This is a genomic window from Mesorhizobium sp. M0139 (genome assembly GCF_040322455.1).
Classification (GTDB): Bacteria; Pseudomonadota; Alphaproteobacteria; order Rhizobiales; family Rhizobiaceae; genus Mesorhizobium.
The window spans coordinates 247950-270751 of sequence record NZ_JAMYTN010000010.1; the positions used below are offsets into that span (position 1 = coordinate 247950).

The 22802-nt window shown below is 61.4% G+C and carries 20 protein-coding genes; 12 read left to right on the forward strand and 8 right to left on the reverse strand.

From position 1 onward, the window contains the following. Positions 1–516: 516 nt before the first annotated feature. Complete coding sequence (gene bluB, locus NKJ58_RS19145; RefSeq protein ID WP_023690605.1) at positions 517–1152, reverse strand: 5,6-dimethylbenzimidazole synthase; 636 nt, start codon at positions 1150–1152, stop codon at positions 517–519. A 2146-nt stretch (positions 1153–3298) separates the two neighbouring features. Here bluB and NKJ58_RS19150 point away from each other — a divergent pair. Continuing rightward, positions 3299–4054, forward strand: a complete 756-nt coding sequence (locus tag NKJ58_RS19150) for a Crp/Fnr family transcriptional regulator (protein WP_023706251.1) — start codon at positions 3299–3301, stop codon at positions 4052–4054. A 538-nt stretch (positions 4055–4592) separates the two neighbouring features. Here NKJ58_RS19150 and NKJ58_RS19155 read toward each other — a convergent pair. The 7 genes from NKJ58_RS19155 to panB form a co-directional block, all read right to left on the reverse strand. Beyond that, positions 4593–5567: a hypothetical protein gene (locus NKJ58_RS19155; protein WP_023708080.1), complete on the reverse strand. Its 975-nt coding sequence runs from the start codon at positions 5565–5567 to the stop codon at positions 4593–4595. A gap of 170 nt (positions 5568–5737) precedes the next feature. Beyond that, positions 5738–6148 carry a DUF2285 domain-containing protein gene (locus NKJ58_RS19160; RefSeq protein WP_023673629.1) on the reverse strand — a complete coding sequence of 137 codons (411 nt, stop codon included), beginning with the start codon at positions 6146–6148 and terminating at the stop codon, positions 5738–5740. Between the two features lie 58 nt (positions 6149–6206). Beyond that, positions 6207–6581: a transcriptional regulator domain-containing protein gene (locus NKJ58_RS19165; RefSeq protein ID WP_352498917.1), complete on the reverse strand. Its 375-nt coding sequence runs from the start codon at positions 6579–6581 to the stop codon at positions 6207–6209. Positions 6582–6603: 22 nt separating this feature from the next. Continuing rightward, entirely contained in the window at positions 6604–7236 is a 633-nt protein-coding gene (locus NKJ58_RS19170) for an acyl-homoserine-lactone synthase (protein WP_023707030.1), read from the reverse strand. Positions 7237–7328: 92 nt separating this feature from the next. Next, entirely contained in the window at positions 7329–8054 is a 726-nt protein-coding gene (locus NKJ58_RS19175; protein WP_023708081.1) for a LuxR family transcriptional regulator, read from the reverse strand. A gap of 93 nt (positions 8055–8147) precedes the next feature. Continuing rightward, entirely contained in the window at positions 8148–9011 is an 864-nt protein-coding gene (gene panC / locus NKJ58_RS19180) for a pantoate--beta-alanine ligase (protein ID WP_023685567.1), read from the reverse strand. Continuing rightward, positions 9008–9868 (reverse strand): 3-methyl-2-oxobutanoate hydroxymethyltransferase, encoded by an 861-nt coding sequence (gene panB, locus NKJ58_RS19185; RefSeq protein WP_023707031.1) that lies wholly within the window; start codon positions 9866–9868, stop codon positions 9008–9010. The genes panC and panB overlap by 4 nt, the downstream gene beginning before the upstream one ends. Positions 9869–10030: 162 nt before the next feature. On the opposite strand from panB, the gene NKJ58_RS19190 reads away from it, so the two are divergent. The 11 genes from NKJ58_RS19190 (at position 10031) to groL (ending at position 22021) form a co-directional block, all read left to right on the forward strand. Then, positions 10031–10999 (forward strand): NUDIX hydrolase, encoded by a 969-nt coding sequence (locus NKJ58_RS19190; protein ID WP_023673634.1) that lies wholly within the window; start codon positions 10031–10033, stop codon positions 10997–10999. 67 nt (positions 11000–11066) lie between these two features. Then, positions 11067–12041 carry a quinolinate synthase NadA gene (gene nadA / locus NKJ58_RS19195; RefSeq protein WP_352853620.1) on the forward strand — a complete coding sequence of 325 codons (975 nt, stop codon included), beginning with the start codon at positions 11067–11069 and terminating at the stop codon, positions 12039–12041. Then, positions 12038–13579, forward strand: a complete 1542-nt coding sequence (locus NKJ58_RS19200) for an L-aspartate oxidase (protein ID WP_352544301.1) — start codon at positions 12038–12040, stop codon at positions 13577–13579. The genes nadA and NKJ58_RS19200 overlap by 4 nt, the downstream gene beginning before the upstream one ends. Next, the gene (nadC, locus tag NKJ58_RS19205; RefSeq protein ID WP_352447893.1) at positions 13579–14433 is read left to right on the forward strand and encodes a carboxylating nicotinate-nucleotide diphosphorylase; all 855 of its coding nucleotides are present in this window, start codon (positions 13579–13581) and stop codon (positions 14431–14433) included. The genes NKJ58_RS19200 and nadC overlap by 1 nt, the downstream gene beginning before the upstream one ends. A 92-nt stretch (positions 14434–14525) precedes the next feature. Further along, a complete protein-coding gene (bioB, locus tag NKJ58_RS19210) occupies positions 14526–15539 on the forward strand; it encodes a biotin synthase BioB (protein WP_023727898.1) in 1014 nt (337 codons plus the stop codon). Further along, entirely contained in the window at positions 15536–16687 is a 1152-nt protein-coding gene (locus NKJ58_RS19215) for an 8-amino-7-oxononanoate synthase (protein ID WP_023727897.1), read from the forward strand. The genes bioB and NKJ58_RS19215 overlap by 4 nt, the downstream gene beginning before the upstream one ends. Beyond that, complete coding sequence (gene bioD / locus NKJ58_RS19220) at positions 16684–17319, forward strand: dethiobiotin synthase (RefSeq protein WP_023673640.1); 636 nt, start codon at positions 16684–16686, stop codon at positions 17317–17319. Before NKJ58_RS19215 ends, bioD begins: the two co-directional genes overlap by 4 nt. Then, positions 17319–18584, forward strand: a complete 1266-nt coding sequence (locus NKJ58_RS19225; RefSeq protein ID WP_023727896.1) for an adenosylmethionine--8-amino-7-oxononanoate transaminase — start codon at positions 17319–17321, stop codon at positions 18582–18584. The genes bioD and NKJ58_RS19225 overlap by 1 nt, the downstream gene beginning before the upstream one ends. Continuing rightward, positions 18581–19564: a 3-oxopimeloyl-[acyl-carrier-protein] synthase BioZ gene (bioZ, locus tag NKJ58_RS19230; protein ID WP_352853622.1), complete on the forward strand. Its 984-nt coding sequence runs from the start codon at positions 18581–18583 to the stop codon at positions 19562–19564. The genes NKJ58_RS19225 and bioZ overlap by 4 nt, the downstream gene beginning before the upstream one ends. Before the next feature lie 432 nt (positions 19565–19996). Continuing rightward, entirely contained in the window at positions 19997–20293 is a 297-nt protein-coding gene (gene groES, locus NKJ58_RS19235; protein ID WP_019863563.1) for a co-chaperone GroES, read from the forward strand. Positions 20294–20356: 63 nt separating this feature from the next. Then, positions 20357–22021 carry a chaperonin GroEL gene (gene groL / locus NKJ58_RS19240; RefSeq protein WP_286460910.1) on the forward strand — a complete coding sequence of 555 codons (1665 nt, stop codon included), beginning with the start codon at positions 20357–20359 and terminating at the stop codon, positions 22019–22021. Positions 22022–22802 lie beyond the last annotated feature (781 nt).

The following is a 22802-nucleotide window of genomic DNA, read 5'->3' on the forward strand; positions in this document are numbered from 1 at the left end:
GAGTTCGCTTCAGGACCGTCGTCTTCTCGCGCGGCTGCCGGTGTCAGTTGACGATAACAAATGTCCGCCGGGGGCGAGCGCCTCGCGCACGGCACGTGCCAGCCGCGGTCGGTCCGGGACGCCGTCGAGGCGTTGGCCGTGAAGACTCGACGGGGCGTGACACCAGAGTAGCGAGTTCGTAGCGCGTAGCCGGCGACGAATTCGCAATTGGTCGCGCCGGCGCCGGTCAGCCGGCGCTGCGCGGCCTCCAGTTGGTCGGCGTAGTGCGACGACATGGCGGGCGATCGTGGCGATCGGCACAGCCGCCCCGCAACAGAGGTCGACCACCTCCATGCCCGGCTTCAGCCCGGTTGTCGCAAGCGCCATCTTCGCTGCGGTCGCGCTTGTCATGCTGCTCTTTCCTGGCCTTTGCAAGAACACGAACCTCGGCTTCGGTCGGAATGGCAATGTGGCGAAGGGCGACCCGATCTGCGTCAAGCTCATCGCCAAGGAAGAGGCGAATGATGGGCAGCCCCACTACCGCCTGATCACCACCGGCGGCCGCCGATGTTCCCAGCATTCGCGTTCCAAGGTCGGTATGTCGTGCTCCTCGCTGGCATAGCCGAGGCAGAAATAGCCGATCAGCGTCCATTCGGGCGGCGTGTCGAGAATTTCGGCCATCTCGGTCGCATCGAGGATCGACACCCAGCCCATGCCGATGCCCTCCGCCCGCGCCGCCACCCACAGTGTGTGCACTGCCATGACGGCCGAATAGTCGATGGTCGCCGCCATGGTCATGCGACCGAGCCCATGGCCTTGCCGGGTCGTGCGGTCGGCGAAGACCGCGAACTGACAGGGCGCCTCGTCGAGCCCGGCAAGCTTCAGCCGGGCATAGAGTGCGGCGCGCTCTCCCGAAAAGCGCGTGAGCGCCTCGGCATTGCAGCGCTCGAAGCAGTCTCTCACGGCAGTGCGCCGCTTGAGGCTGTCGACGACTACGAAGCGCCAGGGCTGGCTGAGGCCAACGGAGGGCGCAGTGCTGGCGAGCTCGAGCAGGCGTTCCAGCGTACCCTCCGGCAGAGCCGTCGGCTCGAAGCGCCGCACATCCCTGCGCCAGCGCAGCAGCGTGATCAGCCCGGAGCGAAAATCGTCGGTGAAATCTGGAGGTGACGGCATGGCGGTCTGGTTAGGTATGTATTGGACACTAGGGAGTACAGTGTGGACAGCCTACTGCCCATTGCCAAGCTGGCTTGTTGCGTCCGACAATCGCGTCATGCGGCCCCAACCGCAAACGATAGAAAAATGTTTCCTGGTGGGCGGCGCTATTACGATGCAATCGACCAAGCCCGTTTCGATCAGCTCGCACGGCGGTGAATCGCGTACCAGGCCGTTGATAGATGCGCCATTGACACTCAGGCGCACCCGTATCGCTCACCAGGCCTCGGAATGCGGAGAACGTCGGCCTGGAACGCGGAGACTGCGACAGGCGTCTCAGCTTGCATATACTCGTCCTGCCGCACCGCCTGCAACTCAGTCGACCACGTCGGCCTCGACGTCCCCGAAGATTCCCCAGGTCATTCGGCCGATATCATCGTCTGACATCATAGCGCCGCAGCGGACAGCACCAGCTGCCCAGTTTCATTTGGGGCATCGCTGAGCTTCCAGTCGCCACCGCAATTTCGTCTTCCACCAGCGTCAGGCCTGACCCAAATTGCAGCTCATCCCTCTCACAGTCAATTCGCGCTTGAATTATCTGTTCTACTTTCGTTCACTGTTCGGACGACACATTAGAAAGAGCTGGAATGGAATCTATCATCAGCCCCTCGATAGCCGCCAAAGGTGGCCGCTGTTCAAGCCCGCCGAAAAGATTGGATGCCGTTCACAAGGAGAGAGCATCAGTGGGACCATGCCGGCACCATGGATGGGCTGGTGCCGTCATGAAGTTGGAGGGCGACTTGCCTCCTCTAGCCGTTTTCGCAACCTATTCCGTCGCCGTCTCGGTCAAGATCATAGATATCGGTGCCTACGACAGAGACCGGCCCGTGTACGTATGCGGGACCATTGCCCTTTCCGGAGGAACAGTCGACATCGCTGGCGATTGGAACACAGGCGCCTGTGTAGTTAGGGTCGCAGGATTCTTGGCCATGAGCGCTGCTGATGAAGGACGCCAGACCCAGAGCGACCGCGCCTAGACGATGAAACCGCATCAAACACCCGCCAGCTAACACCCAAGAAATCTTAGCGGGCGTTTTAGCTCCATGCAATATTAGCGCTGGCTTGGGCGCCTATATATCACCACCAAGCTCCAAAGAGATAAGTTATTGCCCCACTGCAATGATCAAGATCGCGTTGAGGGCGCACGATGGCGGGCTACTTGATTTCGGTTTGGCAGATGCGTGGCCAAAGACCGACGCGTGCTGCCAGGCATATGCATCTTCGGCGGGGTTTGACTTTTGATATTGCTAGGCAGGAAGGTCGCTAGCCGTACAGACCAGCTTATTACCGAGGTCGAGAATCCTAGTACCGATCGCTGGTAGTGCATCCACAGCAGTCTGATTTGACAGCCGTCGTCGAGCCGGAGTTCGCATCGCCCTCTGCGGTGAGGCCTCCGTAAGCGTCTGCGACGACCGACAGAGTCGACAAGCACGCGCTTCGTTCAGCGCCCCGAGGTGATCATGGCTGAAAGCGGCCCTACAAGGGCGGCCGATAGTAGCCTTCAAGGCCTACAAGAGGCAAACGCTGTGGAATCGTGTGCAGGGCGAGGTCGGCGGCCCGGTCCCGAAGGAGCATAAGAAGAACAAGGCCGAATGGCTGAAGCCGGGACTGGTCCGCCGGTCACGAGGTCGGAGGGCGAAGAGAAGCTGCGCCTCGCGAGGCTACGGATTTCTGGGAGGATAACCAAAGAGCGCGGCCAGTCTTAGGTATATTGTACGATTGTTACCCAAGCGGCGGCCGCATGGACTCTCATCATCTTGGAACTACATTGTCAGAATGGCACAGCTCTTTGAATCCGCCCCAATGAGCGCTTCATTTCAGATGATCGTGGACCACTATGAGACAGCGGTTTCACTCCAGGAGCGCATTGTAACTCGCGCTCGACAAGTCGGCTTGGCGACCAAAAGCGATGACGAATTTCTGGAGCATCTGAATGCCGCGTTAGAGCGGGTGCGCCAAAGCTTGGCTCGGGCCGATTAACGTAATTGATTAAAAAATGGGACAACCGCGGTCGGCAGGCATACAGTGTGCCATCGACGGCAACTCTAAGGGCGTCCGTCGGCTGTGAGCGATCAACATGCTTCCGCCCCAATAGGGAGAGGGAGCTATGACAGACTCCAGTTCACGAACTCACACTGCCGCGCAATGCGACACCCGCCAAAATTCCATCTATCGCAATTCGCTGCTGCTTCGAATGTGCTCGGCAGATTTGGCCTTGCTGCAACCTCATTTGGAAAGCGTCTCCCTTGGACTGAAGACGCATCTCGAAGTGGCGGGGTCTCCAATCAGAACCGTGTACTTCTTCGAGAGCGGTCTCGGGTCAGTGGTGGGCGAACTGCGGCCTGGTATTGAAGCTGAGATCGGAATCATAGGTTGTGAGGGTATGACCGGCTCAGCGCTTATCATGGGCGATGACCGGTCAACGCACGATTGTTACGTCCAATTAGAGGCCCGAGCCTTTGTTATCGATGCGGGCCTCTTCACCAAGGCGCTTTTGACAAGCCCAACCCTGCGAAGTTTTCTGCTCCGCTACGTTCACTACTTTCACCTCCAGGCAAGCTTCACCGCGCTCAGCAATGCCCGGATGAACATAGTCGACAGGCTCTCAAGATGGCTGGTGATGTGTGATGATCGCGTCGACGGGAACAGCTTTGCGATTACGCACGAGTTCTTATCAGTTATGCTCGGTGTCAGGCGGCCCGGCGTCACCATAGCGCTGCAAACCTTGGAGGGCCAAGGTCTGATACGCTCAATGCGAGGAGAGGTAGTCATTCTTGATCGCGCGCGTCTAATTGCGCTGGCAGATGGGTCATATGGCAGGGCTGAAGCCGAATACGCTCGGCTAGTCGGCAAACTGCATTGATCGCAGGCGCCGCGGCGTCCGTAGCGCCGCGACGGTGATCGCCAACGAATGTGCTCGAACAGGAGATGGTCGATCTCCTGCATTGGAGTCACGTAAGCCGCCTAGACAGAGCCTTCACCGCCGACGTTGCCGAGCATCGGGATCCACGACGAAGCTGTCATGCCGGCACCGCTGCATGCGCCGCGCGAGGAACAAACCGCCCCTCGCCTTCGTTCAGGATCCCGAAGCACGATACGGCTGTGCACCACCTTCCGGCCACTCAAAGGAGACCCGAGACGACTCGGTCCGTAAAGGAGGTTTTCGAAGAGCATCTGAGGCTTCGCGCGGCAGGCGATATCGAGGAGGATCTCTTGGGCGCACTGCCATCTAACCTCGATTAAACAGGCACTGATGCGCTGGCTGGAGCAATGGCGAGACTCATTGCACCAGCCAAGTTCAGGGCATATGCAGACAACCGCTTTTGGCCCGGAACAGATCGATTGGCGGCATAGCCTTATCTTCCCTCACAACGGGAAGGCTGTTTCGGGACTTTTCGAAATCAGCGGATCACAGGCTCGCCATGGAAGCGGCGGCGCGATGGAGGAGAAACGCCGAAGCCAACTTCCATCATCAGCCGTGGCCTGTGCGACGGCACGGTGCCCATATGGAACCCGAACGGATCCTCGACGAAACCGAAACCGGCCTTGCCGGTCAGCGTGACCGGACTCTGCTTGCCGTAGACGTCCAGAATCTCTTGCGCTGGATGGCCGACGACAAGCGTAAATTGGTGCTTGAGGGCGCGGCGATCATGGCTGCCGCGAACATAGATATGCGGGCCGGTCCCCTCGTCGACGGGCACCAGATAGAAAAAGAACTTCAGCATCCGCCAGTCGTCCAGGTCGAAGTGGTATTTGCCGAGCGAAGCCAGGTTCTTGTCCGCGTCCGACGCCTGGCCGGTCGGGAAGCTCCACCAGACGCGCGTCGTGATCAGCGTCGCCTGGCCGCCGAGATAGTGCGCCGCGATATCCATGAGCAGCGGATCGTTTTGGATGGCAACGGCCGACTTACAGCCCAGAATGCGCTCGAAATAATGGCCGCTGAGCAACGGACGGCCAAATCGCGCCTCAGCCTCCGCATGCTCCGCCGGCATGAACTCGAGTCGGCGATCGAAATTGCCGAAACAAGGTGTGCACCTGGCGAATGCGGCTACATCTTCAGCCACCATTGCAGGCAGGACAAGGCCGGGAAAAAGCCCATCCATCCGCAGCGCGTCGACAACGTCGTGGCAATTGACACCGGCAAACATCGTGTCCTGGGCTCTTTGCGGCCTTCGGACCGGCTTTGCACCGCGCCAGTGCATTCTCCGTGCCGGCATGGTGCGCGCCAACATGAACATGGGCAGCCACGCCGGGTTCTCGCGAATATCCGACAGGTAGGTCGGAATGCGTACGGCTATGCGACGCAGCATGCTGCCGTTTCGCGCGATTGTCTCAAGGCTTGCAGCGCCGGCTTTGTCGGAGTTCATAACGGTCATCGGGGTCCTCAGGTCATGAATGCACTTATCGACGAAGTTGGGTCCCGGTGTTTCGCCGAAACCCGATTCGCCGCGGAAGAACTAGGCGCTTGCCACGTTTTGTGCAACGCACCATTGCAGTGAGAAAATGGAGGTTGCGCGTTCGTATAAGACAATCGCAACCACTCCAATTACCTCAGGAACTGTCTGTAGCCGCCGCCCATCAGGTAGCGGCCGCGTTGGATGGCGCGACGTACCTGATCGCGAAGATGGCCGCCTGGATGACGCCAATCTTCTTCGACACGGCGTCTCCCGAACAAGGCAATGGCGACCTCCTGATGAGATGCTCCCGCCAGCGAGCCATCCAAAGCCTGCAGTACAATACGCAGACGCGCTCCGCGGTGTTCCGGCGGAAAGCAAGCAGCTGACACGCGGCGGCAATCATTGATGTCGTTCAGGAACTGAAGGGCAGCGACATGGAACTTGAGGTGCTGCGGCTGAAGGATCGCGTCGACATATAGCCGCAACGGGCGGAGTACGGACGCACCGGAAACGGCGATCTGCAGACTCCGGCAGTTCTCCCTCAGCAGCACGTGCTGCATGCCCGCAGCTGTCAGCAGGATGTCCTTGCAGCATGAGAGCGAAGAAAGGTGAAGCGGTTCAAAATCGTGGTCGAGCCCCAGCGGCTCCGCGGCCGCTCGTAGAATACAGGCGCAATCGCGCGGATCCCAAAAGACCCTCGCCGATGTAGCGTCCGACTGTGGCGCGTCCGCGAAAAAGGAGGCTCCATTGTCTTAGGAAAGCTGATTCTGTCGTCAACTCGATTATCTTCATGTCGGCCTGGGTTCCGACAAAGCAGGCGGACGGTGCCATTTTGGCGTGGTCGCGCTGGAATTGTGGATTGCGCCGAAGAAACTCCCAGGCCCAGCCAGTGCGTGGCAATCGTCTGGCGTAGTGGTAAGCGTCCTGGCGACGCCAGTCCGGCCAGCATACAAGGCCGACCGTCGCTTCCTTGGACAAACCAGCATCCTTCATGGCACAGGTGTCCACAATGGCGCTATGCTGACGGGCCTAGAACCGGTTGCCACAGTACCGGTCCGCTCAGACGTCCCCTGCTGCGGATGCGCAAAAGGCTCGCGTGGGAAATCTCGAGAAACCCAGCCACCGCCTCCGTTTTGCCGACGCACTTGGGTTCTCCGATGCGCGACAATGGCCACGTAGCAAGGCGGAGGATCCGCTCCATGCGCGTGTCCGTCACCGTTACGATCCGGGTCAGATCCTTGGCCAAGCCGAACTCGATCATGCCCGCGAAGAGCTCGTAGGTCGCCTGAGCCAGCCCGCCCGCTGCCTTGGGCGCCGACGGAGGAAGATCGAGCGCGAAACGACTGCTCTCCCATATGTCGGTGGTCGAGGGCACGACGTCAGCACCCAGCAGCACCGGGAAGGTGTCGCGCAACATTGTGGGTCCGGTGCTGGGCAAAAGACGCACGCAACCGCGAATTCGCCAGTCGGATCCTTTGAGGAGCAGATAGACAGGCTTGAGAGCATCAAACGGATCGGATTCCATCTGGTCTTCGGTATCAACTTCCCAATCGAGCCTTTCCTTGAACACCCGAAACCTGAGCCCGTGCATCTCTTTGAGCTCGCCTGCAAAATCACTGTAAAAGTCTGGTGCTATCAGTTGCATCATGGTCGCCTCCATGTGGGATGTGTTCCCGCCATCGAAGGGCAAAGCTGACAGCGATGCAGCCTGTAGAGGTTTACAGGTATCGTGGCTGAGAATCAGGATCTCGTCAGGCCGGAGGCAGCCATTCGTGCAACGGCTTGGTTGATCGTTCGAACGCCAAACTTTGCCTTGGCGTTTTCCAGATGAAAGGTCACGGTGCGCTTTGAGACGCCGAGAAGCTGGCTAGTATCCCAAGCCGACTTGCCGCGCGCCGCCCATTTCAGGCACTCGAACTCCCGCGGGGTGAGCGTTACACCATCCACCACGCGATGATCGGCGAGCCTTCGCCGGACATGGATATGAAAGTTGATGGCCACCAGCTGCAATGCTTTTTCGTAACGTGCCAGTGACCGCAACAGAGGCGGACGGGACTCGTCGGAAGCAAAGGTCAGGGCAGCAAACCGGCCGAGATGATCATGCATGGACATCGTCAGGCCGCCGCAGATGCCAAACTCAGCCGCACTCTCTAGAATTTGTTGCTGCGAATTCGGCAGACCGTGCCGAGCGCGATCCACACCCCAATCGAATGTATCCCAGCCTTGCAGCCCGCGCAGGATGACCGGATCGAGACTGTGGTACCGCTGTTGCAGATAACGTGACGTCCAGGATGAAGGATAGTTTGAAATCAATTGGGGGGCGTCGCCGGAGGCTGACGGGTAGGTGAAATAGGCGAATAGCGGGAAGTCGAAGCCGGCTGCAGCGGAGGCCATTGCCTCACCGAGATCGGCAGCATCAACACTTGCAGACAGTTGCTCGACGAAGTTCTCAAACACGCGATGCATGTGTCCTGTGCGTAACCTCCGTAACGCTCAATGCCAGGCAGAGACCTTGTTTTAGATGATCCCGGACGAATACGGCGCGTGCCGAGAACGTGGCTAATCTGTTGAACCAATCCGAAATAGTCTGACGTTGTCTATGAGCCGTGTGCCGCCGAGCCAGGCGGCGGCAAGCAACCGTGCCGGTCGATCGAGGCTCGTTATCGGGTGCAGATCTGCCTCATCGCGAAGTTCCAGGTATTCGACCTCGCGATAGCCTGCAGCCAGAATTGCTGCGCGAGATTCTGCAAGCGTTGGCAGGATGGGTGAGCCGCGCTCAAGCCGCTCAGCCGTCTTGAGCAGGACCGATGATAGCTTGGGAGCAACAGCGCGTTCCGCTGGCGAGAGCCGCACATTGCGCGATGATAGCGCAAGACCGTCGGCTTCACGGACTGTCGGACAGGCAACAATGGTGATTGGAATATCCAGATCCCGGGCCATGCGCCTGACCAGGTGAATTTGCTGAAAGTCCTTTTCGCCAAAGAAGCCGAAGTCAGCGCTGGTCTGCAGGAAGAGCTTGGCGACGACGGTCGCCACGCCGTCGAAATGCCCCGGCCGGAATGTACCGCACAGGCCTTCGCTGACACCGCAAACCGAAACGGTGGTGGCGAAGCCCGCCGGATACATCTCCTCTGCATCTGGCGCATAAAGCAGGTGCGCGCCAACCGATGCCAGTTTGGCGGCATCCTCGTCCTCGGTGCGGGGATACGCGGCAAGATCGGCCTGGCTGTTGAATTGCTTCGGGTTGACGAAGAGCGTCACTATCACACGGTCTGCCTTCTCGAGTGCAGCGCGCACCAGGCTGAGATGGCCCTCATGCAGGACGCCCATCGTTGGCACCAGGGCTATCCTCACACCTTCGCAGCGCCATGCGGCGACGCTTTCGCGAAGCTGGTCAACGCTCCTGACGATCGGCACGCTCACGCTGCTTCTCCGCTCTTGGTGGCGTCCGTGTCGGCGGGCTTGGGCGCATCGGCAAACACATGCTCTGCGGCGGGAAACTGGCGCTCCTTCACCTCGCGCGCATAGGAAGCGATCGCAGCCGCAGCCGCCTCCCGGAGTTCAGCATAGCGCTTGACGAACTTGGGCCGGAAGTCGCCGAAGAGGCCCAGCATGTCGTCGACGACGAGAATCTGGCCGTCACAGGCTGCCGAGGCACCGATGCCAATGGTCGGGGTCGCCACCTCCTTGGTGATCCGGCGGGCGAGCGCCTCAGGAACCTTCTCCAGGACGACCGCAAAGGCGCCCGCTTCGCCCACCGCAATTGCGTCGCGCCTGATGCGCTCGGCATCCCCGCCCCTGCCCTGTACGCGGTAGCCACCGATGGTGTTGATGGCCTGCGGCGTCAATCCGACATGGGCCATGACGGGCACGCCGCGTGCGGCGAGGAAGCCGATCGTCTCTGCCATCGCTTCGCCGCCTTCGAGCTTGACGGCCGTGCAGCCGGTCTCGGCCATGACGCGCGCGGCATTGCGGAAAGCCTGCTCTGGGCTTTCCTCGTAGGAACCGAACGGCAGGTCGACCACCATCAGCGCCTGCTTGATGCCACGGCGCACCGCCTGGCCGTGCGTGATCATCATCTCCAGCGTGACGCCGAGCGTCGAGGGCAGGCCGTGGAGAACCATGCCGACGCTGTCGCCGACGAGCACCACATCACAATGGGGATCGACAAGCCGGGCGACTGGGGTGGTGTAGGCGGTAAGGCAGACGAGCGGCGTCCCACCTTTGCGCGAACGAATATCCGGCGGTGTGATCGCCCTGGTGTCACCATAAGCGCTCATGGGACCCTCCTTCCCCTACGTTACCAGCTGCGGCTGTCGCCTTTGGCACATTTTTGTGCAGGTGCGAAGAGCAAAAAAATGGCCATGCAGCTGCGGGGTGTTGACGTGCCAATTGGCACGCTTACACTAAATCGATTAAGGTGCCCCCGAGTTGGCCAAATAATGGACGATCAGGCAATAGGACTCAGGAAAGACAGAGCCGCCGGCAAGGCCGACAACGTCAAAGTGGACTTGATCGCCTTTGTGGTCGCCGTAAACGGCAGTCAACCCTGTGTCCTCACCATCGGCCAGGCGGACACCTTGCCCTCCGGTCCCTTTGCGCTTGAGCACCGATCGCTGCAATCCGGCTTGAGGGGGTGGGTCGAGCAGCAAACCGGCCATCGGCTGGGGTACATTGAGCAACTCTACACGTTCGCGGATCGGGATCGCATCGGCGCCGAGCGCCAGCAGCGCGTCATCTCCATCAGCTATCTCGCATTGACGCGCAAGGAACAGGCAGCGGGCTCGCCCAAGTGCGGATGGCAGAGTTGGTATGAATATTTTCCATGGGAGGACCACCGCTCCGGCACGCCTGCGGTCGTGCTGGACGTTCTGCGGCCGCGCCTGATCGAATGGGCAAACGGGGTTGGCGATTCGGCCACGCGACGTGAACGCTGGCAGCGGGCGACGATAGCCTTTGGCTTCGACGACCGCCTTTGGAACGAGGAACTCACGCTTCAACGCTATGAGTTAGTCTACGAAGCAGGCCTGGTCCAAGAGGCCGTAAGAGGGCGGGACGCAGGACCCCCGCCGCTGGTGCCCAGCAAGTCCATGGTCGCCGATCATCGCCGCATCGTGGCGACCGGCATTGCGCGGCTGCGCTCCAAGATCAAATACCGCCCAGTCGTCTTTGAGCTGATGCCGCCGGTCTTCACGCTTTTGCAGCTGCAGCGAACCGTGGAGGCGCTCGCCGGCAGGCTCATCCACAAGCCGAACTTTCGCCGACTGATCGAACAGCAGGAGCTGGTCGAGGAGACCGGAGAGGCCACCACTGAGACCGGCGGCCGGCCAGCGAAGCTTTTCCGTTTCCGCCACGCCGTTCTCGACGATAGGCTCATCGCCGGGACAAAATTGCCGCTGGCGCGGGGTTGACATCCCTTATACTCACAGCAAGTATATGCTGGTTATTTTCAGTTAGAGTATAAGCGGGAGGGGGTCTATGGGCGCCATGCTGCCTACGGCCGCGTTGCTCTACGAGCGCGTCCGACGAGTGATCCCGCCGATCGAATGGCCGGCTTTCTCCGAGGATATCGAGGCGATCCTTGCGCTGAAGCGCGAGCGCAACGCGATCATCCTGGCGCACAACTATCAGACGCCCGAGATCTTCCACTGCGTGGCCGACATCGTCGGCGACAGCTTGGCACTAGCCCGCACGGCCGCGACGGTCGAGGCGCAAGTCATCGTGCTGGCCGGCGTCCATTTCATGGCCGAAACGGCCAAGCTCCTTAATCCGGGCAAGACCGTGCTCATTCCGGATCTCAGCGCCGGTTGCTCGTTGGCGGACTCAATCACGGCAGAAGACGTGCGCTTGATGCGCCAGCGTTATCCCGGCGTTCCGATCATCACTTATGTAAATACGTCCGCCGAAGTGAAGGCCGAGTCGGATATCTGCTGTACATCCGGCAACGCCAAGGCGGTCGTCGAATCCCTTGGGGTTCCCCGGGTGATCATGTTGCCGGACGAATATCTGGCCCAGAATATCGCCGCCCAGACAGATGTGCAGATCATCGCCTGGAAAGGGCGTTGCGAGGTGCACGAGCGCTTTACACCGGCCGACATTCGCGAGTTGCGCGAAAGCCATCCCGGCGTGGTCGTGCTCGCCCATCCCGAATGCCCGCCCGACGTCGTGGCTGAAGCCGATTTTTCCGGCTCGACGGCTGCCATGTCCGACTATGTCGAAAGGCAAAGGCCGCCACGTGTCGTGCTGATGACGGAATGCTCAATGAGCGACAACGTCGCGTTAGCGCACCCAGAGGTCGAGTTCATCCGGCCCTGCAATTTGTGCCCGCATATGAAGCGGATCACGCTTGCCAACATCCGCACGGCGCTCGAGCAGAACCACCATGTCGTAACCGTCGAACCCGGGATCGCCGGGCGCGCGCGGCTAGCGGTCGAACGGATGCTGGCAGTTTGAGCGCCGACCCCCGCAGCTTCTTCGGGCGGCCCATCATCATCGGCGGCGGCATCGCCGGACTGATGACCGCGCTTCAACTGTCGCCGGAGCCGGTGCTTCTTCTGTCAAGGTCGCTGCTGGGAGCTGACAACTCGAGCACCTGGGCCCAGGGGGGCCTGGCTGCAAGTTTCGGCGAAGACGACGATCCGGCAATGCACCTGGCCGATACGGTTGCCGCCGGGGATGGTCTCTGCGACAGAGCCGTGGCGAGCCGCATCCTCCAAGCCGCGCCCAAGGCCATAGAGGGGCTTGCGGGCTTTGGGGTTCGCTTTGACCGCACGCCGGAAGGATCACTGTTCCTCGGATTGGAGGCCGCACACAGCCGACGTCGCATCGTTCATGCGCATGGGGACGGCACCGGGCGTGAGATCATGCGTGCGCTGATCGCGGCTGTGCGTTCCACTCCGTCGATAGTTGTCGTGGAGGGCGTGGAAGCGCGCCGGCTCGCCGTGCGAGAGAATGCGATCCGAGGCGTCTGGGCGAGCTGTTCGATCGCACCTTTCTTCTTCGGCTCACGGCGGGTCGTCCTCGCCACCGGTGGCATCGGGGGACTGTTTTTCGACACCACGAACCCTTGGGGCAGTTGCGGACAAGGCCTTGCGCTTGCGGCCCGCGCTGGAGCTGTCCTAGCCGACCTCGAATTCATCCAGTTCCACCCGACCGCGCTTGACGGCCCAGAACGCCCAATGGCGCTGGTCAGCGAGGCTGTGCGAGGCGAAGGTGCTGCCCTGATTGATGAAACCGGCCAGGCTTTTCTCCAGAGCGTGCCAGGGGCGGAACTTGCGCCTCGCGATGTCTTGGCCCGCGCCGTGTGGAACCACCTTGCGGACGGCCACCATGTTTTTCTCGATGCCCGACAACGGCCAGGCCCGGCATTCGCTCGACATTTCCCGACAATCGCATCAGCCTGCCTTGGAGCCGGCATCAATCCCGCGCGCGATCTCATCCCCATTCGTCCGGCCCAACACTACCACATGGGTGGCGTTGCCGTGGACAGCTCGGGCAGGACCTCCGTCAAGGGGCTGTGGGCCTGCGGCGAAGTCGCTTCGACAGGACTGCATGGCGCCAACAGGCTCGCCAGCAATTCCTTGACCGAGGCAATCGTGTGCGCCCGCTGGGTCGCTGAAAGCGTCGCCGGAACGCCTGCGCGCAGAACAAGGCCTGCGTTTGCGAACGTTTACCCACCGCCCGCTCCCATAGCCGTGCGCGTTTTTCTGTCGCGCGCACTCGGCATCGTCCGGGATGGTCAAGCGTTGAAAGCAGCCGCGCGTGCCTTATTGCCGCTCGCCGAAAGCAAGGATGCGGTCTCGGATCCGGCGGCTGTCGGGCTAATGATTGCTGTTGCCGCCTTGTTGCGCGAAGAAAGCCGCGGCGCTCATTACCGGACAGATTTTCCTCATCATGCGACTGCCGCCCGACGGTCCGAAATCACGCTCGAAGCCGCCTTGGCGGCTGCGCGGGAACTCGGACACTCGCCAAGCTCCGAAGGTGCAAAGTGATGATGCTCTCACCGCTCCCCACGGTCCTGCTTGAGCCGCTTGTACGGGCATCTCTTCTTGAAGACCTTGGCAGAGCCGGCGACTTGACCACGGACGCCATCGTCCCGAAGGAATACCAAGCGGGAACCGTGTTGGTGGCGCGACAGTCCGGAGTTGTCGCCGGCATCGATCTGGCGATGCTCGCTTTCGGCATGATTGATCCTGGTGTCGAAATCTCCGTGGAGCGGACAGACGGCTGCAATGTCGTGGATGGAGAGGTCATTGCATCAGTGGTTGGCCCGGCCCGAGCCATTCTCACAGCGGAAAGGACGGCACTCAATTTTTTGTGCCATCTGAGCGGCATCGCCACAGCAACGGCATCGATCGTCGCTGCGGTTCGTGGATATGGCGCGAAGATCGTCTGCACCCGCAAGACAACGCCCGGATTGCGGGCAGTCGAAAAGTATGCCGTGCGCGCAGGTGGCGGGTCCAATCACCGCTTCGGCCTGGACGATGCAATTTTGATCAAGGACAACCACATCGCCATCGCAGGCGGCGTCCGGCCAGCGCTCGAGCGAGCACGAAGAGCGGCCGGTCATCTCGTCAAGATCGAAGTCGAAGTCGATACTCTGGCCCAGCTGGAGGAGGTACTTGGCTTCGCTCCCGATGCGGTTCTGCTCGACAACATGTCCCTCCCCGATCTTCGCCGCGCCGTCGCAATGGTCGGTGGCCGCGCTATCACCGAGGCTTCTGGCGGGATCACGTCGCATACAGCGCGAGCGGTTGCCGCGACCGGCGTTGATCTGATTTCGGTCGGCCGACTCATCCACAGCGCGCCGATCCTGGATATCGGCCTCGACCATCGGGGCTCATGATTGTCTGAGTAACGAACAGGATTGGGTCAACTGTCCTTTCCGATCATCATAGTCAGATAGCAAAGACCCGCAAGACAGACCGGAGGAACAGCATGGAGATGCAAACGACAAGTTCAACGCAGACATCGCCGCACGCTCAATCGCCTGACCCGCCTGACGCTGGAGCGTGGACCCTGGAAAAGGCTCAGGCACTTTACCATGCCCCCTTCAACAATCTCCTCTTCCTGGCGCAGACCGTGCACCGCCAGAATTTCGATCCAAACAAGGTCCAGCTCAGCCGGCTGCTCAGCATCAAGACCGGAGGATGCCCGGAGGATTGTGGCTATTGCAGCCAGTCGGCGCGTCACGAAACCGGGTTGGAGGCGTCCAAGCTGATGGATGTCAGGCGCGTCATCGCCGAAGCGACCAAGGCGCGTGATGCCGGCGCCACCCGTTATTGCATGGGCGCGGCCTGGCGAAACCCCAAGGCGCGCGACATGGATGCGGTGGTGGCGATGGTCGAAGGCGTCAAGGCGCTGGGCCTGGAGACCTGCATGACACTCGGCATGCTCGATCTTGAGCAAGCCGCTCGACTGAAGCAGGCGGGTCTCGACTACTACAACCACAACATCGATACGTCAGAACGCTACTATAGCGAGATCATCGGTACGCGGAGCTTTGCCGAGCGGCTCGAGACGCTCGAGCACGTTCGCAAATCCGGCATCAAGGTCTGCTGTGGAGGCATTGTCGGCATGGGCGAGGAGCCGGTGGACCGGATCGACATGCTGGTGACGCTGGCCAATCTCCCGGAACATCCGCAAAGCGTTCCGATCAACATGCTGATCCCGATCGCCGGTACGCCGCTTGCAGACGCCAAGCCCATTGAGCCGATCGAATTCGTGCGCGTGATCGCGCTGGCGCGCATCATGATGCCGAAATCGCATGTCCGTCTGTCCGCCGGCCGCACCGCGATGACCGACGAGATGCAGGCGCTGTGCTTTTTTGCCGGCGCCAACTCGATCTTCTTCGGCGACACGCTGCTGACGGCGGACAATCCCGGTGAGGACAAGGATACCCTGCTGTTCCGGCGCCTTGGCATCGATCCGATGGAACTCGAGGCGCAATGAACGGGGCGCTGCTTGCCCGTTTTGATGCGACCTTGCAGGGACTAGCGCGCAAGGACCGGCTGCGGACGCTTTCGCCCCGCGCCGGGCTGGACTTCTCGTCGAACGACTATCTCGGGCTGGCCGCGTCCAGAAGACTTGGCGATGCGGTTGTGGCGGCGATTGCGCGGGGCACGCCGGTTGGCGCCACCGGGTCGCGGCTGTTGCGCGGCAATGCACCGGAACACGAGCAGCTCGAGGCAGATGCGGCGGCATTCTTTGGAGCCGACCGCGCGCTGTTCTTCGGCAGCGGCTACATCGCCAACTTCGCTCTGCTGAGTGCCCTGCCGCAGAAGGGCGATCTTTTGGTCCTCGATGAGCTCGCCCATGCCAGCATGCATGAGGGTGCGCAGGCCGGGCGCGCACAGTTCGTGCTGGCCGCGCACAACGACGCCACCGCTGTCGAGGATGCGATTACACGGTGGCGCGTCGCAGGCGGCATGGGATGCGTCTGGATCGCGGTGGAAAGCCTTTACAGCATGGATGGCGACTGCGCGCCTTTGGAGAGCCTGGTCGCGCTTGCCGATCGGCACGGCGCATTCATCGTCATTGATGAGGCGCATGCCACCGGCGTCTGGGGATCGGACGGCCGGGGGCTTGCCGCCGCTTTCGAGGGCCGCGACAACATCATAGCGCTCCACACCTGCGGCAAGGCGCTCGGCGCATCTGGTGGGCTCGTGACCGGGCCGAGGGCACTGTGCGAATATCTGATCAACCGTTGCCGGGCATTCATCTACGCGACCGCGCCATCGCCACTGATGGCGGTCGTGGCGCGCGAGGCACTCGCAATGCTCGCCGACGAGCCTATGCGGCGTGTTCAGCTGCATGAACGCGTCGCCAGCGCCGGCCGGTTGGTCAATCGCTGTGGTGTGATACCAAGTGGCTCTCAGATCCAGCCCTTAGTAATCGGCGATGTCAGGCGCACCATGACGGTGGCGGCGCGCCTGCAGGCCCGCGGCTTCGACATACGCGGCGTTCGTCCTCCGACCGTGCCCGAGGGCACGTCGCGGCTGCGCATCTCACTGACGCTCAATATTGGCGAAGCCGACATTTCCGCCATGGTCGAGGCGCTGGTCGAGGTGTTGGCCGAAACATCACCGGAGGCGATATGACCCAACGCATCGTCATCACCGGAACGGATACCGGAGTTGGCAAGACCGTGTTTGCGGCTGGGCTCGCCGGTTTGCTGGACGGCTTTTACTGGAAACCGGTGCAATCGGGCCTCGACGGCGAGACCGACAGCGAGGTTGTCGCGCGGCTTGCCGGCTTGCCCTCAGAGCGCGTGCTGCCGGAAGCCTACCGCTTGCGGAGCCCGCTGTCGCCGCATCGTTCGGCCGAGATCGACGGCGTGGCGATCAAGGCTGCCGATCTTGCTTTTCCCGTCCTACCGACGCCGCTCGTCATCGAAGGCTCCGGCGGCCTAATGGTGCCGCTCAACCGGCGCACAAGGTTAATCGACATCTTCGCTGAATGGCGGCTGCCCGTTATTCTGTGCGCCCGCACCACACTCGGCACCATCAACCACACCTTGCTATCGGTCGAGGCGCTCCGCGCCCGCTCCATCCCGTTGGCGGGCATCGCTTTCATCGGCGATGAGATGGCCGATACGCAACGGACCATCGTGGAATTCAGCGGTGCCCCGCAGCTCGGCAGGCTGCCGCACCTCGATGTGCTGACGGGGAAAACACTGAGGGACGCAATGGTTGCCGGCTTCGCCTTCGCCTCGATTACTGGAGGTGACTGATGTCGCAGTCTCATGTGTGGCATCCCTTCACCCAGCACGCACTCGAGAATGCGATCCCAGAAATCGTCCTGACTGAGGGCGCCTATCTCCACAGGGCCGACGGCGCCCGCATCCTGGACGCCATCTCCTCCTGGTGGGTCGTCACACATGGCCACCGCCATCCCCGCATCATGAAGGCAATCGAGACAACCGCGTCGAGCCTCGACCAGATTATCTTTGCGGGCTTCACGCACGAGCCGGCAGAGCGCTTGGCCAAGGCGCTTGTCGGCCTCGCTCCCGCTGGACTCGACTGGGTGTTCTATTCCGACAGTGGCTCGACCTCAGTCGAAGTCGCGCTGAAGATGGCGCTCGGTTATTTCCGCAACATCGGCGCGCCGCGCTCGCGCATCGTCGTCATGGAGCACAGCTATCATGGTGACACGATTGGAACGATGAGCGTCGGTGCGCGTGGCGTGTTCAACGCCGCCTATGAACCCTTGCTGTTCGAGGTCGACATCATCCCCTTTCCGGCCGCGGGGCACGAGCAGGAGACGCTGGATCGTTTCGAGGCTGTGACCCGCGATCGACGAGCCGCAGCCTTGATCGTCGAGCCGCTGGTGCTGGGCGCCGGCGGCATGCTGATGTATCCAGCATCGGTTCTGGCCGAATTGAAGAAGATCACTGAGGCCTCCGGCTCGCTGCTGATCGCCGACGAGGTGATGACCGGCTGGGGACGCACCGGAACCATGTTCGCCTGCGAGCAGGCATCGATTTCTCCAGATATCCTGTGCACCTCCAAAGGCTTGACCGGCGGCACCATCCCGCTGGCCGTAACGCTTGTCACCGATGCCATCTTCCGGGCGCACTATTCCGAGGACCGGAAGAAGACGTTTTTCCATTCGAGCTCCTACACCGCCAATCCGATTGCCTGTGCGGCAGCACTCGCCAATGTCGAGATCTGGCGCGACGAGCCAGTGGCCGGGCGGATCACGGCCTTGAGCGTGATGCAGGCCGTCGGGCTGCAACGCTTTCGGGACAATCCATATTTTGCCGACTGTCGAGCCACGGGAACGATCGCGGCGCTCGACCTGCGAACCGGTTCAGCAGGTTATCTCGCCGAGATTGGTCCGAAGCTGCGCGCTTTCTTCCTCGAGCGCGGCCTACTTGTGCGCCCGCTCGGCAATGTCCTCTACCTTCTGCCACCCTATTGCATCGCAGGCGACGAGCTCGAACGACTATATGACGCCATCGAGGAGGCCGGGGAACGCTTCGGGTCAAGGCCATGAGCAAGTCGTCGCGCATTCTCGGACTTGGCCATCACGTGCCTGGGCGCAAGGTGGCCAATGCCGAGATCGAGAGCAATCTCGGCCTCGAGCCGGGCTGGATCGAAAGGCGTACCGGAATCCGTTCGCGCTTCTGGGCAACGGACGAAGACACGCTGTCGGGTCTTGCCACCCGGGCTGGCGACATGGCGCTGGTGAACGCCGGTATTGCGCGCCACGACATCGGTCTGCTGTTGCTTGCCACCTCGACGCCCGACCATCTTCTGCCGCCAAGCGCGCCGCTGGTCGCACACAAGCTTGGCCTTGGCCGCGCAGGCGCGGTCGATATGACCGGCGCCTGCGCCGGCTTCATCTATGCGCTCATGTTTGCGGACGGGTTCACCCGCCTGCATGGCAAACCAGCGCTGGTCATCGCCGCCAACATCCTCAGCCGCCGCATCAATCCAGCCGAGCGCGCGAGCTCAGTCTTGTTCGCCGATGCCGCCGGCGCCCTGGTGATCGGTCAGTGCGATGATGCTGATCGGGGCATTCTCGGTGCCTCGGTGGCTTCGGACGGCTCGCGCTACGGGCTGATCCAGATTCCCGCAGGAGGAAGCAACACGCCGTTCCATGGCGACCTCGACCTCGGGCAGACCCGGATGACGATGACCGACGGGCCCCAAGTGTTCGCAAAGGCCGTCGAGATGATGACCGATTGCTCGACAGCCGCGCTAGCCACTGCGGGAGTGCGGCCACACAATGTCGGCCGGTTTGTGCCGCATCAGGCCAATACTCGGATTTTCGGCGCGGTCGGAAGAAACCTCGGCATTGCGGACCAAGCAATTGTCAAGACGATTGCCGAATACGGCAACTCTTCGGCCGCGACGGTCCCGCTGTCGCTCTCGCTCGCCAACCAGATGAAGCCATTCCAGCCAGGAGAGAAAATCCTTCTGGCGGCGGCGGGTGCGGGTCTCAGCGGCGGCGCTCTCGTGGTTGGAATCTAGCCGGCCGGCTCACGCGCGCAGGATTGGTCATGAACGGCAATAGGAGCAACAGAACCAATGCCAAAAAATGGCCTTCTGAAGCTCGACATGACCAAGCTGACGCAGCACGACTCGTGCGAGCCTCTGGATGAGTTCAAATGCAACACCCGTTGCACCAATCGTACCATCTGAATAAAGCTCAATTACAAAGGGTGAGCCGCCCCATATATGTCGGATACCCGACATTGTTCACATAAAAGGCTCGATGCTTACACGCTCTTTGCTGCCTGCTCTTTGCTGTCTTCTCTTTTCTCTTTGCTCTTTGCTCTTCCGTCTTGACTAGCAGGAGCCTGCGGCTTATCTCATTGCCGCGTTAGCACTCGCTTCGGCTGAGTGCTAGGCATGCTCCGGCAACGGAGCACCGTTCAACATCCGCACCAAGGAAATCCAAAAATGGCAAAGTCGAATTTCCGGCCGCTGCATGACCGCGTGGTCGTACGCCGGGTCGAATCCGAATCCAAGACCGCCGGCGGGATCATCATCCCGGATACGGCGAAGGAAAAGCCGCAGGAAGGCGAGATCATCGCCGTCGGCTCCGGCGCTCGCGACGAAGCCGGCAAGCTGGTCCCGCTGGACGTCAAGGCCGGCGATCGCATCCTGTTCGGCAAGTGGTCGGGCACCGAAGTCAAGCTCAATGGCGAAGACCTTCTGATCATGAAGGAATCCGACATTATGGGCATCATCGGCTGATTATCGGCCTCACCGTCAACTGAATTTCGGGCTTGATCGCAAGCCCCTGCCAGGAGCTAAAAAATGGCTGCCAAAGACGTAAAATTCTCCCGCGACGCCCGCGAGCGCATGCTTCACGGCATCAACATCCTCGCCGACGCGGTGAAGGTGACCCTCGGTCCCAAGGGCCGCAACGTCGTCATCGACAAGTCGTTCGGCGCACCGCGCATCACCAAGGACGGCGTCACCGTCGCCAAGGAAATCGAACTTTCCGACAAGTTCGAAAACATGGGCGCGCAGATGATCCGCGAAGTTGCTTCGAAGACCAACGACATCGCCGGTGATGGCACCACGACCGCGACCGTCCTGGCGCAGTCGATCGTCCAGGAAGGTAACAAGGCCGTTGCCGCCGGCATGAACCCGATGGACCTGAAGCGCGGCATCGACCTGGCCGTGACCGAAGTGGTCGCGGCTCTCGGCAACGCTGCCAAGAAGATCAAGACCTCCGAGGAAGTTGCCCAGGTCGGCACGATCGCCGGCAATGGCGACGAGTCGGTCGGCAAGATGATCGCCGAAGCGATGCAGAAGGTCGGCAATGAAGGCGTCATCACGGTTGAAGAAGCCAAGACCGCCGAGACCGAGCTGGAAGTCGTCGAAGGCATGCAGTTCGACCGCGGCTATCTCTCGCCCTACTTCGTCACCAACGCCGACAAGATGGTTGCCGAGCTCGAGGACGTCTACATCCTCCTGCACGAGAAGAAGCTGTCCAACCTCCAGGCCATGCTGCCGGTTCTCGAAGCCGTCGTGCAGACCTCCAAGCCGCTGCTCATCATCTCGGAAGACGTCGAAGGCGAGGCTCTGGCCACGCTGGTCGTCAACAAGCTGCGCGGTGGCCTGAAGATCGCCGCCGTCAAGGCGCCGGGCTTCGGTGATCGCCGCAAGGCCATGCTGGAAGACATCGCCATCCTCACCGGTGGCCAGGTCATTTCGGAAGACCTCGGCATCAAGCTCGAGAATGTCGGCCTCAACATGCTCGGCCGCGCCAAGAAGGTGTCGATCTCCAAGGAGAACACCACCATTGTCGACGGCGCCGGCAAGAAGGACGAGATCCAGGGCCGCGTTGCCCAGATCAAGCAGCAGATCGAAGAGACCACGTCGGACTACGACAAGGAGAAGCTGCAGGAACGTCTGGCGAAGCTCGCGGGCGGCGTCGCGGTGATCCGCGTCGGCGGCGCGACGGAAGTCGAAGTCAAGGAAAAGAAGGACCGCGTCGACGACGCCCTCAACGCGACCCGTGCGGCCGTGGAAGAAGGCATCGTTGCAGGCGGCGGCGTCGCTCTCCTGCGCGCTTCGGCCAACATCAAGGTCACCGGCGTCAATGCCGACCAGGCTGCCGGAATCAACATCGTTCGCCGTGCACTGCAGGCTCCGGCCCGTCAGATCGCTTCGAACGCAGGTGCTGAAGCTTCGATCGTTGCCGGCAAGATCCTCGACAACAAGGGCGCGACCTACGGCTACAACGCCCAGACCGGCGAGTATGGCGACATGATCGCCATGGGCATCGTCGACCCGGTCAAGGTCGTTCGCACCGCTCTCCAGGACGCGGCCTCGGTCGCCGGCCTGCTCGTCACCACCGAAGCCATGATCGCGGAGGCTCCCAAGAAGGAGTCGGCCGGCGGCGGCATGCCTGGCGGCATGGGCGGCGGCGGCATGGGCGGCATGGGCGGCATGGGCGGTATGGATTTTTAATCCAGCCCCTATCAACTTACAGCGGACAGGGCGGCAGCAATGCCGCCCTTTCCTTGTGTGCCGAACATGATCGAAACCTTGGAGTGCGTCCCGAGGATCTCGTTCGAGCCTCACCGCATGGTCGAGAATTAGGATCTTGTCTGATCGAGCAATTCGCGGGCTCAACCTGGTCAAACCGGCGCCCCCTACGAACTGCCCGATCCTTGAGGATTCCGCTGCGCGACAATCACGATGATTCATTCAGTTGGTAGCTATAGGCGGTGAATCATGAGGGGCATTGAGGAGCGTGGCAAGGCGCCCATCTCGGCATTTAACTCCATCGAGCGTGATATCAGGGACAATTCTCTCATCGGAACCGGCGGCTGGCGTTGAAGGACCCGGTGAATCATCCTGATCTATAGTGGAGCAGACGCGCTCTGAGCCTCAAGAGCGTTTCCTCCTCTGAGTATCCTTGATCTGCCGCTGGACATTCTCGTTGATATTGCTGAGCGGCTCAGCCCGATGGATCTGCTGAGGATTTCGCACACAAATCAAGAGCTGCGTGTCGCCGCGATGATAGTCGCAACGCCTCAAGAAAGGCGGATTCAGGTTCAGGCCATCTGTGGCAGCCCTTGCACCGGGCTCCAGCAACGTCTCGTCGTCGTGGCCGAGGGGCCTCGTGACCCCGACGACTGCGCTTCGGCCTTGTGGGGCCTCGGAGCGGGCGTGGCAGCGCTTGCACCCGAGCTCCAGCGGCGTCTCATCCTCCTCGCCGAAGACCATTGCCCTGGAGGGCCTCGGA